General features: G+C 34.6%; 9 protein-coding genes and 1 pseudogene. 7 read left to right on the forward strand and 3 right to left on the reverse strand.

The window, feature by feature from the left end:
* The first annotated feature begins 97 nt into the window (after positions 1–97).
* Positions 98–1162, forward strand: coding sequence for an ABC transporter permease (locus A6J74_RS28830; protein WP_000477763.1), 1065 nt, complete (start codon positions 98–100; stop codon positions 1160–1162).
* The gene (locus A6J74_RS28835) at positions 1162–1833 is read left to right on the forward strand and encodes an ABC transporter ATP-binding protein (protein WP_000202590.1); all 672 of its coding nucleotides are present in this window, start codon (positions 1162–1164) and stop codon (positions 1831–1833) included. Before A6J74_RS28830 ends, A6J74_RS28835 begins: the two co-directional genes overlap by 1 nt.
* Positions 1834–1897: 64 nt before the next feature.
* Here the strand turns inward: A6J74_RS28835 and A6J74_RS28840 are convergent, their stop codons facing one another.
* Together A6J74_RS28840 and A6J74_RS28845 are read right to left on the reverse strand one after the other, a co-directional pair.
* Positions 1898–3010 carry an LPXTG cell wall anchor domain-containing protein gene (locus A6J74_RS28840; protein WP_000851017.1) on the reverse strand — a complete coding sequence of 371 codons (1113 nt, stop codon included), beginning with the start codon at positions 3008–3010 and terminating at the stop codon, positions 1898–1900.
* A 150-nt stretch (positions 3011–3160) separates the two neighbouring features.
* A pseudogene (locus A6J74_RS28845) lies at positions 3161–3741 on the reverse strand (ATP-binding protein).
* A 215-nt stretch (positions 3742–3956) separates the two neighbouring features.
* On the opposite strand from A6J74_RS28845, the gene A6J74_RS28850 reads away from it, so the two are divergent.
* The 5 genes from A6J74_RS28850 to A6J74_RS28870 all read left to right on the forward strand — a co-directional run bounded on the left by A6J74_RS28850 (position 3957) and on the right by A6J74_RS28870 (position 11486).
* Positions 3957–4877 (forward strand): class I SAM-dependent methyltransferase, encoded by a 921-nt coding sequence (locus tag A6J74_RS28850; RefSeq protein WP_002109383.1) that lies wholly within the window; start codon positions 3957–3959, stop codon positions 4875–4877.
* Between the two features lie 210 nt (positions 4878–5087).
* Positions 5088–6629 carry a serine hydrolase domain-containing protein gene (locus tag A6J74_RS28855; protein WP_000797444.1) on the forward strand — a complete coding sequence of 514 codons (1542 nt, stop codon included), beginning with the start codon at positions 5088–5090 and terminating at the stop codon, positions 6627–6629.
* Between the two features lie 197 nt (positions 6630–6826).
* Positions 6827–8059, forward strand: a complete 1233-nt coding sequence (locus A6J74_RS28860; RefSeq protein ID WP_000754300.1) for a DUF4073 domain-containing protein — start codon at positions 6827–6829, stop codon at positions 8057–8059.
* Positions 8060–8373: 314 nt separating this feature from the next.
* The gene (cuyA, locus tag A6J74_RS28865; RefSeq protein ID WP_001046631.1) at positions 8374–9369 is read left to right on the forward strand and encodes a D-cysteate sulfo-lyase; all 996 of its coding nucleotides are present in this window, start codon (positions 8374–8376) and stop codon (positions 9367–9369) included.
* 638 nt (positions 9370–10007) lie between these two features.
* The gene (locus tag A6J74_RS28870; RefSeq protein WP_000005107.1) at positions 10008–11486 is read left to right on the forward strand and encodes a DHA2 family efflux MFS transporter permease subunit; all 1479 of its coding nucleotides are present in this window, start codon (positions 10008–10010) and stop codon (positions 11484–11486) included.
* A gap of 267 nt (positions 11487–11753) precedes the next feature.
* Here the strand turns inward: A6J74_RS28870 and A6J74_RS28875 are convergent, their stop codons facing one another.
* On the reverse strand, positions 11754–12611 hold the full coding sequence (locus A6J74_RS28875; RefSeq protein WP_000704337.1) for a PhzF family phenazine biosynthesis protein: 858 nt from the start codon (positions 12609–12611) through the stop codon (positions 11754–11756).
* Between the last annotated feature and the right edge of the window lie 466 nt (positions 12612–13077).

Here is a 13077-nt window from a genome sequence, read left to right on the forward strand (position 1 = left end):
AAATTAAATCTTAATCTCTGTAATCTTCTGTTCATATTCCGTTCATATTTCTTTTTTATGATAAGTGCATAGAAAGAAAGAGGAAGGAGCGAGCGAAATGTTTTTAGCTCTGCGTGAATTAAAACAATCAAAATTAAGATACGGATTAATCGGACTGATTATGGTGTTATTATCATTTTTAGTTCTTGTTATTTCAGGATTAGCAAATGGACTATCATATGATAATGCTTCATCGATTCAAAATATGGAGGCAAACAAGTTCGTTTTAGCAGATGATGCGGAAAATAAATTACTTCGTTCACAAATTAAGAAAGATGATGTAGATAACGTAGTAAATCAAGTAGGCGAGAAAGAGGCAGTTCCGTTTCGTGTGAAAGTTTCAACGTATGAAAAGAAAGATAGTTCGAAAAAAGTGGACGTTGCTATTTTCTCAAGTGAACGTGATTCATTTTTAGAGCCGAACATTGTAAAAGGTGAGAAATTAGGTACAGCGAATAATGAAATGGTTGCTGACGAATCAATTAAAGAAAAAGGAATCGATATTGGGGATACAATTATCGATCCTGTTTCAAAGAAAGAATTTACAATCGTTGGATTTACGAAAGACCAAATGTTTAGCCATACACCAGTTGTATATGTAAACGAAGATGTATGGGGCGCTATCTCGCAACCAAATCAAAAAGATTATAGTGCGATTGCACTTAATACAGATAAAGAGATTAAAAATGCTCATGTTATTGATAAAAAAGAAGTACTGCAAAGTATTCCAGGATTTAAAGAAGAGCAAGGAACATTAACGATGATCATTGCATTCTTACTTGTTATCGCTGCGTTATTAATCGGTGTATTCTTCTACGTCATTACGTTGCAAAAAACACAGCAATTAGGTGTATTAAAAGCAATCGGTACGAAAAACTCTTATTTAGCAAATAGCTTAGTCGTGCAGGCGTTATTCTTATCAGTCGTTGCGATGGTAATTAGTATTGTTCTTGTACAAGGATTAGAACAAATTTTACCAGCAGGTATGCCGTTCTTATTAACAACACCGATGATTGCACAATATGCAGCAATCTTTATCGTCATTAGTATTTTAGGAACACTTATTTCGTTATATCAAGTATTAAAAGTTGATGCATTAGAAGCGATTGGAGGCGGGATGTAATGACTTCATTATTAAAATTAGACAAAGTAAGTAAAGTGTACGGAGAAGGGAATACAGAAGTAACAGCCCTTCATCCGATATCGCTTGATGTGAAAGCTGGAGAATTTATCGGAATCGTCGGTCCTTCTGGATCAGGGAAAAGTACGTTATTATCAATTGCGGGTGCTTTATTATCGCCGTCAAAAGGGGATATATACATTCGTGAACAAAATATTACGCAGTTATCCGAAAAGGAAATGACAGATATACGTTTGAAAAAGATCGGTTTCATTTTCCAGTTCGCAAACCTTGTTCCGTATTTAAATGTGAAAGAACAGTTACTTTATATTGCAAAGCTGAAAAAAGACAACAAACAAGAGTCTGAAAAGCGTGCGGATCACCTATTAGCGGCATTTGGATTAGGAGAAAGAAAAAATCATTATCCAAATCAACTATCTGGTGGAGAAAAACAAAGGGTGGCAATCGCTCGTGCGTTCATGAACAACCCAGATTTAATACTAGCAGATGAACCAACGGCAAGCTTAGACTCAAAACGTGCACGTGAAGTCGTTGAAATGATGAAACGTGAAGTGAAAGAGAGCCAAAAAGCAGCTATTATGATTACACATGATGAAAGAATGCTTGATGTATGTGATCGTATATTGACGCTTAGAGATGGACAGTTAATATAAAGAAAAAGGCCAACCGCACATGCGGTTGGCCTTTGTATAATTGTTTTTAATAAGTATAATGGCTTTATTTTGAGAATAACGTTTTAATTTTATTTCGTGTTACTAATAAAACGCTGCCTAATACAGATAACATACCTAAAGCCATATTATTTGATTGCTCACTACCAGCGTTAGGAAGTTCTCTAGCGTTATTGTTTTTAGTACTATTATCTGCTTGCGTTTGTTTCGATTGTGATATTTCATTAATTTTGTTATCAACATTTTGCTTCGTTGTATGTACCTCAGCTAATTTGTCATCAATTTTTTTCTCAGTATGTTTAAAGTCGTTGATTTTAATATCTAAGTCTTGTTTTTTCTTTGTTAAATCGTCTGAAACAGTTTGTTTCGCTTGTTTAATTTCGTTAATTTTATTTAGTAAGTCTTGTCTAGCCTTTTGTAATTCAGCTAGCTTATTTTTCACATCTTGTTTAGCTAGTTCTAAGTTAGCGGAAAGACTATCTAAATTGCCTTTAATTTTCTTAAGTTCCTCTAACGTATTCCCAGTATTCGGCTTGTTTTCTTTTAACTCAGCAAGTTTGTCCTCAGCAGTTTGTTTCGCTTTCTTTAACTCAGCTAATTTTTCATCTACTTGTTTTTTAACTTCCTTAAGTTCATTAACCTTTTGATCAATGTTCTCTTTATGTTGCTTAATTTCATTCACTTTTTCATCGACAGTTTGTTTATGTTCTTTAATCTCATTAACCTTGTTATCGATATTTTGCTTATGTTCTTTTACCTCAGCAACTTTATCATCTACTTGTTTCTTATGCTCTTTAATCTCATTGATTTTATCCTCGGCGATTTGTTTGTCTTGCTGAAGTTTTGCATCTAACTCTTGTTTATGTTGTTTCATTTCGTTGATTTTTTCATCAGCAACTTGTTTGCGTTCATGTAGTTCATTCACCTTCGTATCAACATTTTCCTTAACCTTGTTAAGTTCATTCAATGTTTGATCCACGTTTTCTTTGTGTTGCTGCAATTTCGCATCTAACTCTTGTTTATGTTGCTTAATTTCAGCTAATCGATCTCCAGTATTTTGCTGAGGAGTAGCATCAGTTACTTCTGCATGAGCAGAGTTTGCGCCAGCAATCATTGCTAAAGCTAGTGTAGACGCAGCAATTGTTTGTTTTGTTTTCATATTTTTGTACCTCTTTTCTTTCATATGCATGAGCTGTTTTGTGTAGAATTGAGCATATAGAAGTAGATTATTTTATTATTATATACCATGTTAGGCGCTCAGAGGAAGGATTTGCATAATAATCTATGATTATGTAATTTTTATAATCTCTTATTTTGGGATAGGGGACAAATCTTTAGCTAGATGAACAATTTCCTCTATAGTAGTGTTCACATCTTTACTATCGTGAATAACAAACAAATAATCAGCCTCATTTTCTATAGGATCCACCACATCTTCATGTAGCGATTCAGCCTGTTGTCGATCGAGTACTTCTTTGAAATTAGAATAACCACCTCTAAAAATATTGGTACTTCGCTTGCTTCGAGCTACTCTTTCATAAAGTACATCATCTGGAATGTCAAAGTGAACGAGTATGCGTACATATTTATTTTGTGGAAATAATTCGTTTAATAAATATAACCTTCCGTTTTTACTGCGATTAGAGTTACAAATAATAAGGTGTAAACTTGTATGTTCTCTCGCATAATCAACAATGAATTTCGAAAGACCGTGCTTAAATGTATTAGGGCCTTCAGTTGGTTGTAATTTCTCATAATGTGTGTTAATAAATTCTGCTTGGTTATCTTGGTCCATAACGAAAGAGGGGGTAACTCTTTTTCTAATACTTTTGCAAATGTAGTTTTTCCGCTGTGGGTTTTTCCTACTGTAATGATAACTAACCTTTTCATGACGGCCTCCGTTGGTGTTGTTATAAACTGGAATATTCTATGCGAGAAGGAGTATTCCTGCTAGAAAATACACAAATTGCTAGAGTGAAGGTGAGCTAAAAACTTGACAAAAAAACTTATTTATGCTATAATTTACCAATGTAAAAATAAAGTGTATAATAGGGTTCTCCTGGCCAGGGGGACCCTATTTTTGTTGTGAAAATGAAGGAGAGTGTATGTGCGTGAAACAAGGTGAAGCAAGTGTAACGTCGTTAGTATCAGCTTTCAGCAGGGCATATCATAGTGAATTTGATAGTCCTAAAATCTTTGATGATTATGTAGCTAAAGATTTCATTTCACAAAAAGAACGTAACAATATTGAAACGAATATGGTTCAAGGGATACATTTTTTCAATAAAGATATTGCAGAGCAGTTTCAAGATAATCCGAAAGAAATATTAAAATGGATTACACAAGTTCAGTTATCACCAACACCTTTAGCACGTGCAGCATATTGTGAAAAGGTATTACTACATGAAATTACACTAGGAGCAAAACAATATGTCATACTCGGTGCAGGTTTGGACACGTTTAGCTTTAGGCACCGAGAATTAGAAAATAAAATAGAAATATTTGAAGTGGATCACCCTTCTACGCAAGCGTTTAAGAAAATAAGAGTGAAAGAGGCAGAATTTGAAATTCCAAATAACCTTCATTTTGTTTCCATGGATTTTACGAAAGGATTTTCCTATGAACAGTTACGCAATGAAGGATTTGAAAATAAAAAGACTTTCTTTAGCCTTTTAGGTGTTACGTACTATTTAACGAAAGAGGAACTTTCCAGTTTAATAGAATGTTTATTCGAGTTGGTTCCAGCGGGGAGTTCCATTGTTTTCGATTATCCTGATGAAAATTTATTTATAGAAAAAGGGTTGTCCAATCGAGTTGAAAACATGGTGAAAATGGCTGCGGTAGGCGGAGAATCGATGAAATCATGTTTTTCTTATACCGAAATGGAAGCACTGTTAGAGAAGGCGGGCTTACTCATTTATGAGCATTTATCGCCAGAAGACATAAATAAATTATATTTTGAAGGACGAAACGATTGTTTAGAAGCTTTTGAGACGGTACATTATGTGCATGCAGTGAAGAAGTAGAGAATTGGTGGGCATGGGGAGAGATCTCTATGTCTTTTTTGTATTAAATTTCCTGCCCTCGAATAAAGAACAGTAAAACCCCTAAGTATGTAGAACTTTGATTTTTATTACAATTTTGTAAGGTTAAGTAATAAAAATCGATAGAATAGGATATTAGAATGGGATATTCTAATCGATGGGTAGAATATTCTGAAAAAAGGGGTGTAGCAAATGAAGAATAGACAAAAAGCATCGATAATATGCAAAAGTATTTTATGTTTAATGATTTGTATATTCATTATGAATGAAGCATGGTTTACAAATGTGGTGAGGGCAGAATCGGGCACGTTGACTAATAGAAGTATAGAGAATTTCAAAAAAAAGATGGATGAACAGGTACCAAAATGGCAGGAGAATTATGAGGTACCAGGGGTTGCAATAGGTATCGTACATGAGGGGCGTATTGCTTATACACTTAACTACGGTTATGTAGACAAAAAGACAAAAAAAGCGGTGAGTGATGATACATTGTTTCAAGCTGGTTCTATATCTAAAAGCCTTACAGCGTGGGGAATCTTGCATCTTGTAGATGAAGGTCGTTTATCACTAGATGATCCCGTTGGAAAATATCTGACCAAATGGAAATTACCTAATTCAGAGTTTAATAATAATGAAGTCACGATAAGAAGATTATTAAGTCATACAGCAGGGCTGTCTGCACATAAAGGATACCTCGGGGTTGCACCAGGGAAACATCTTGACTCTATTGAGGAATCTCTGTCTGGAAAAGGATGGCTTAATGAACCAGTGGAGGTTACCAATAGACCAGGTTCAGAAACAATTTACTCTGGTGGCGGATATACAATTTTACAACTTGTAATTGAAGAGGTTACCGGAATACCGTTTGATCGTTATATGGAAGAACAAATTATGAAACCTTTAGGAATAAAATCTAGTTCATTCTTACAACGTCCTGAAAACCATAACCTTTCGAAAGCTTATGGATATTTTGGAGAGGAGCTCCCTAGTTACCAATTTACCGAACAGGCTGCTGCAGGTCTTAAGACAAATGTTATGGATATGATGACATTGATACTTGCAAGCATGGATGCAAATAATAAAGGGAATGGTGTCATCAAAAGTGAACATGTTGAAGAAATGCAAAAGCTAGTATTAGGGGAGAATGGTTTAGGTATATTTGAAAAAAAACTATCTAATCAATGGAAATTACTTTATCATTCTGGTGACAATCGAGGCTGGCATTCTTTTTATGGTTTCATTCCTAATACAAAGGATGGATTGGTAATCCTTACAAATGGTGAAGGTGGTATAGACTTACGACAGGATATTTACCACGCATGGATTGAATATGAAACGGGAAAATTACCTGAAAGTTACTTCTCTCTAGCTGAGCAGAGAAAAAACAACTCTATTACATCAATTGTTATTGGAGCCACACTTGGTTTATATTTGCTGCTATTTGTGATTAGATTGTACAAAGGTAGAAGAACTTTCATTTTTAAGCAAGAGAAGAGATCCTACATCGGATTAGTAGTTAGGACATTTTTACTTATTATTACTGCTATCCTCGTATTTTGTGCTGCCTATTTGTGGAGAGTTTTCAGCTTGAATTCCGGTAATACAATAAATTTTATTCTAATAATGGTATGGATTATAACATTATTAATTAGTGGATTTTTCCCGAAAATTAAAAGTAATAAAAAACAACGTATGAAACGAAAAGATTTAACATCAAAATTTACATGTATGTAATGTTAAAGGCTAGAAAGCTAGATTGGCGCGAATCTCGAATTGTGGAGTGCAATGAAAAGACAAAATCTCTTAAAAAACAATTAATTTTTCACTCCATTAGCCTTTACAATCTCTCCCTATAATATGAATTGGACAAGCACCTAAGAGAAAGCAGAACATGTCAGTTTGCACATTCTATTAGTAGGGGGAGAATTTGTATGAAAAAGACAGTTGCTTCATTAGCTGTTATGGCGGCATTATTACCGACGTTTTCAGTGCATGCGGAAGGGAAAGAGCAAGTCCGAAAATCAGCTACAACTTTTAACGTTATTAGTGATATTCAAGGGGATTTAGGGGACTTTGATCACGTGTTAAAAGATATGAGCAAAGTGACGCCACTTTCTAGAGCGCTTATTATGAATGGGGATATAACGCCAACTGGACAGCAGTCACAATATGATGATGTGAAGCGTGTGTTAAACAAAAATAAACATCCGGAAAATGTATGGTCAACTGTTGGAAATCATGAGTTTTATGCTGGGAAATGGACAGCTGATGGGAAACTTTCTCAAAATACATGGCCAAATGGTGTAATTGAGGAAACGCTATTTAACCGTTATCTGAAATTCAGTGGGCAAGAAAAGGTATATCATAAAAAAGAATTAGACGGTTATCCGCTTTTATTTTTAGGAACTGAAAAATATATGAAATACCACGATTCAAAAATGTGGGACGAAGTATATATGAGTGATGAGCAATTAGGTTGGCTTAAACAAAATTTAGAAGAGTATAGTCAAAAAGATAAAAATAAACCAATTTTCATTTTCTCTCATCACGTTTTACCTGATACGGTATCCGGATCGAAACAATCACCATATTTACAAGATTATTTAAACGTGGATAAATTGTACGATATATTAAAAGACTATCCGCAAGTTGTTTTCTTCACGAGTCATACGCATTGGGATTTAAACTTACCTGACTGGGCTGGTAAAAAGAAAATTAAAGGCGGAGATGAAAAAGGTTTCACTGTTGTAACTACGGGCGGGATTGAAACAGGCTGGATGTCAGCAGGACCAAATGGTGGAGAGAAAACTGCTCCTGATGGATATTCATTTAAACAAGGACTGCAAGTGAAAGCATACGGTAACGATGTTGTCGTAACGGCTTACGATTATAAACGTGATAAGGATATTAAGAAATTATTAGTTAGTGATTCAAAAGTTGCGCAAATGGCACCAGATGTAACAGCTGATGATAGTAAAAACGTAATTGCCGATGCAACTGAATACATGGAGTACTCTATAGAAGGAACGAATGAGTGGTATACGTATAATAAAGCAAATCCTCCGAAATTTGATGGAGATAAAACTGTATACGTACGTCATAAAGGTGAAATGAATTTAGAGCCGGGATTAACGCAGTTACTTCGTTTTTCGGTAAATAAGTGATTGGAGGGAGTCCGCATTTGAATGTGTGGGCTCTTTTTTTGTTGATGAGAAATGGGTGCTTGTCTGTCGTTTTTTGTCGATAGATCGATATATTAAGAAAATCGTTGATATATTGCAAGTTACGATCGATATATTAAGAAAATCGTTGATATAAATTTCATGTACCGTAATTAAGTTAAAATCATTAATACGGTTTTACTTATCAAAATGAAATTCTAATACATTTTTAACCCAGAAAGGTGACTTCATCATTTTTACATGTAATAATAGTATCGTTACATATATTGTGAAAGAAGTACAAAAGGAGCGTTACAATGAATTTAGCTAAATTCCCGAGAAAAAAATATACAGAATCATATACACCAATTGAAAAGTTAAACAATTTTTCTGAAGTACTTGGTGGGCCGACTATTTATTTTAAACGAGATGATTTACTTGGTTTAACAGCTGGCGGTAATAAGACGAGAAAGTTAGAATTTCTAGTTGCGGATGCACAGGAAAAGGGTGCAGATACGTTAATTACAGCAGGTGGTATTCAGTCTAATCATTGCCGCCTGACACTGGCAGCTGCGGTAAAAGAGAAAATGAAATGTATCCTTGTATTAGAGGAAGGGCTTGAGCCAGAAGAGAAGCCAGACTTTAACGGAAACTATTTCTTATATCACTTATTAGGTGCTGAAAACGTAATTGTTGTACCAAACGGAGCAGATCTTATGGAAGAGATGCAGAAAGTAGCAAAAGAAGTAAGTGAAAAAGGTAGTACACCATATGTAATACCAGTTGGTGGATCAAACCCTACTGGCGCAATGGGATACGTTGCTTGTGCGCAAGAAATTATGGCGCAATCATTCGAGCAAGGAATTGATTTCAGTACAGTTGTTTGTGTAAGTGGTAGCGCGGGTATGCATGCTGGTTTAATTACTGGTTTTTCTGGAACGCAAAGCCAGATTCCTGTAATCGGAATTAACGTAAGTAGAGGAAAAGCTGAGCAAGAAGAGAAAGTAGCAAAACTTGTAGATGAAACTTCAGCTCACGTTGGTATCCCAAACTTTATTTCACGCGAAGCCGTTACATGCTTTGATGAATATGTAGGACCAGGATACGCTTTACCAACACCAGAAATGGTTGAAGCAGTACAGTTACTTGCGAAAACTGAAGGTATTTTACTTGATCCAGTGTATACAGGTAAAGCAGTAGCGGGACTAATTGACTTAATTAGAAAAGGTACATTTAATAAAGAAGATAACATTTTATTCGTACATTCAGGTGGCTCGCCAGCTTTATATGCGAACACATCTCTATTTGCGTAAGTGTAAAAAGCATTGGGTATCCAATGCTTTTTTTTGTTATATAGCGGAATTGTTAGAAGGTGAGAAGTGGATTACATGGGTTCAAATGTAAAGTGATTCGGATATCGTTATAATCGATTGTTTAAAAATATTATGAGATGGGCCCTAGTATGTATAAAGTTCGTTCTGCTTGCTACTGTTTTGTTTGATGTTCAGTATTTTATTACTAGATTAGCAAGTGATAAATTCAATAAGTTTTAAAAAGTTATAGGTGTTAGTTTGATTAAAGTATTGCTACAAATATTGACTTTATAAATAGAAGAAACCCAAACAATTTAATCAAAATGTTTGGGTTTTAATTTTAGATTCTTTACATTTTTATAAAAAAGATTGATCGTTTTATGTGGTCTACTTAAATATTTTGTCATTTTCAAAAAAAGTTCATTTATATATTCCTTCAAAATCTTATTCACATGTGTATAAAGGATTTAGTCAATAAAGAAGATTTAAAATGTTATGGTGAGAAAAGGGAATTGCTAAAAAGAGAATATCTATTCGAAGAGTTTGGCAAAATACTGCAAGGATAAAGTATTCTTGTGCAGATATGCAAACGATTTAAACGAATCAATGAAATTTATAATGAGGGAGCAAACAAATATATGAGTGAAACATTACATAAAAGAAAACCACCATATTTAATGCTTGTAATTCTTTTTATTGGGGCCTTTGTTTCATTTCTAAATAACTCGCTTTTAAATGTAGCTTTGCCATCAATAATGAAAGATTTAGACATTCAAGATTATTCAACGATCCAGTGGCTTTCTACAGGATATATGCTTGTTAGTGGTATATTAATTCCGGCATCAGCATTTTTAATAACCCGCTTCTCAAATAGGAGCTTATTTATTACATCTATGGTGATTTTTATTCTTGGGACTACCTTAGCGGCTGTAGCACCGAACTTTGGTTTATTACTTACTGGTCGGATGGTTCAAGCGGCAGGCTCTTCAGTTATGGGACCTTTGTTAATGAATATTATGCTAGTAAGCTTTCCGAGAGAAAAAAGGGGAACAGCAATGGGGATTTTTGGACTAGTTATGATTACAGCTCCAGCAATTGGACCGACACTATCAGGTTATATTGTAGAGTATTATGACTGGCGTTTGCTTTTTGAAATGATTTTACCATTAGCAATCATTAGCTTACTATTAGGGGTTTGGAAATCTGAAAATGTCATGAAACAAAATAAAAATGCAAAACTTGATTATCTCTCATTGCTATTATCTTCTGTCGGTTTTGGCGGTTTGTTATATGGATTCAGTTCTGCAAGCTCCGATGGTTGGATGGATACAGTTGTCGTAACAACTTTAATCATAGGCGCTATTGCCCTAATTGCTTTCATTATCCGTCAATTAAAAATGAATGAACCGTTATTGGATTTACGTGTTTACAAGTACCCAATGTTTGCACTTGCATCTGTAATTGCAATTGTCAATGCGGTGGCCATGTTTTCAGGTATGATTTTAACACCAGCTTATGTACAAAACGTCCGTGGTATTTCGCCGCTGAACTCTGGGCTGATGATGCTTCCGGGTGCGGTAATAATGGGGGTTATGTCACCAATTACAGGTAAACTATTTGATAAATATGGCCCTCGGATTCTTGGCATAGTAGGACTTTCCATTACAGCTGTTTCAACTTATATGTTGGCAAACCTGCAAATTGACTCTAGTCACACACATATTATTCTTATTTACACACTGCGGATGTTTGGGATGGCAATGGTGATGATGCCACTTATGACAAATGGTCTTAATCAATTGCCGACTCGCTTAAATCCGCACGGTACGGCTGTTAATAATACAGCTCAACAAGTGTCCGGTTCGATTGGTACTGCTATTCTTGTTACGATTATGAATTCTGTAACAACAACAAAAGCTGAAAGTCTAATGTCTGATGTAGATCCAACAACCTTCACAGCAGCTACGAAGGCAATAGTAACTCAGAAGGCTTTATTGTCCGGAATTCAGCATTCATTCTATGTAGCGCTTGGCATGAATGTTGTTGCACTGCTATTAGTTTTTTTCGTTAAACGTGTAGATACAAGTGCGGAAGCAGTCGATAGGTTAAATCGTTAGAGCAAAACAAAACTCTTGCTAATGATTCCTACAAGTTTTTTTGCTTATTAGTTCGAATATGAAGAAATCTAAATTTCCGCTGCTAAGGCGCCGGTATTTAAAGCTGGAAAAGAACCAGTGAAATAATTACATATAGTAAAAAAGATCTGATATTCATATCAGATCCTTTCAGATTGAAGACAAACACATTGTTCAATTAAATAATGTGTTTGCTTTTTATCTATTTCTCTATCCTTCTCAAGCTTTTTATGCGGTGTTTTTTTATTTTCACTCAATATTTTCTACATGTAAACACTTAGTTTCACAGTAATATCCTTTGCCGCCAACATAAACTTTTTCTATTTCATTCTTGCTATTGGTTGCTAATTTAACTAATATTTCGGAAGGAGAGTGTAAAGAATAACCTTGTTCAAATACATAGACTTCTTTTTGCAAGTAGTGCTGTTTATAAAGGTAGCAAGCTAATGCACCGTTTGAAGTTCCAGTCGCTGCTTCTTCATTGATATCGTATAGTGGAGCAAAGTTTCTGCATATAATTCGATTGTCATTAAAAGTATATAGATGCATCCCGACAACATTATAATACTTGCTGATTTCTTTAATTTTTTCAAAATTAGGTTGCATTGTATGTAATTGTGTTTCGCTTTTTATAGGAATTAAAATATCTTTTAAGCCCGTGGAGACAATTTGAATTGGGTATTTATTGTCTATATCTTTAATGTCAAAGCAGTCGATAAACTCATTTGGAGATATAACATCATAGAATATCGGTTCGTTTTGTTCCATGAATATGATGTCCTCTTTTATGGTAATAGTAAGAACACCGCTGTTCGTTTCAATCGTATAGCGATTCTTGAAAAGTTTATTTAAATGCATCAGTATCGTGAAAGAGCCAATTGTGGCATGCCCACATAAATCAACTTCTTCTTTTGGTGTAAAATACTCAATTTTATAATCAGCAATTTCAGATTCTGATATAAATGCGGTTTCCGCATAGCCCAGTTGTTTGGCTATTGCCATTTTTTGAGTAGTGGTCAATGTATTCTCCATAAATACCACTCCTGCTTTATTTCCGCCTTTATGATCCTTGCTAAATGCACTTGCAACATAAACGGATATTTTCATAAGACACCTTCTTTCCTCACTTATAGTAAATTGTAGCATGGAAAGCACTACGTATAAATGTTGTTGGATAAATTTACTATAAAGCAAGAGACAAACTATTTTTTAGCATCTGAACTCTCTGGAAATAGTTTCACTAGTCAAACATTACTTATCGTATTTGTTTGACTGGACATTAAAAACTATGGGCTTTCCAAATACTACAATCTTAAGCTCATCAACTTCTTTGTTTTGGGTATTCGCTTTTCTTAGCTTGACGGATATGTAGTGCAACTGTAGCTGTAAAATAAAGTGTGATCAAAATATGTGGGGAGTTTTTAGATTATCTTTTAACACCAACATTATAATGCTCCAATTATAATAATTCGCTTCATTGTAAGTTAGTATTTTTTTCTGCAAGTTATAAATCTAATGTCAACAAACAACTTAGATTACCAACCTTATAAGCAATATCATAATCATGAATAGT

The sequence above is a fragment of the Bacillus sp. FDAARGOS_235 genome (assembly GCF_002073415.2).
In the GTDB taxonomy this organism is placed as follows: domain Bacteria; phylum Bacillota; class Bacilli; order Bacillales; family Bacillaceae_G; genus Bacillus_A; species Bacillus_A toyonensis.

Coding starts and splice junctions, on each gene's coding strand:
- A6J74_RS28830 (WP_000477763.1), top strand. CDS start 98: ATGTTTTTAGCTCTGCGTGAATTAAAACAATCAAAATTAAGATACGGA.
- A6J74_RS28835 (WP_000202590.1), top strand. CDS start 1,162: ATGACTTCATTATTAAAATTAGACAAAGTAAGTAAAGTGTACGGAGAA.
- A6J74_RS28840 (WP_000851017.1), bottom strand. CDS start 3,010: ATGAAAACAAAACAAACAATTGCTGCGTCTACACTAGCTTTAGCAATG.
- A6J74_RS28850 (WP_002109383.1), top strand. CDS start 3,957: ATGTGCGTGAAACAAGGTGAAGCAAGTGTAACGTCGTTAGTATCAGCT.
- A6J74_RS28855 (WP_000797444.1), top strand. CDS start 5,088: ATGAAGAATAGACAAAAAGCATCGATAATATGCAAAAGTATTTTATGT.
- A6J74_RS28860 (WP_000754300.1), top strand. CDS start 6,827: ATGAAAAAGACAGTTGCTTCATTAGCTGTTATGGCGGCATTATTACCG.
- cuyA (WP_001046631.1), top strand. CDS start 8,374: ATGAATTTAGCTAAATTCCCGAGAAAAAAATATACAGAATCATATACA.
- A6J74_RS28870 (WP_000005107.1), top strand. CDS start 10,008: ATGAGTGAAACATTACATAAAAGAAAACCACCATATTTAATGCTTGTA.
- A6J74_RS28875 (WP_000704337.1), bottom strand. CDS start 12,611: ATGAAAATATCCGTTTATGTTGCAAGTGCATTTAGCAAGGATCATAAA.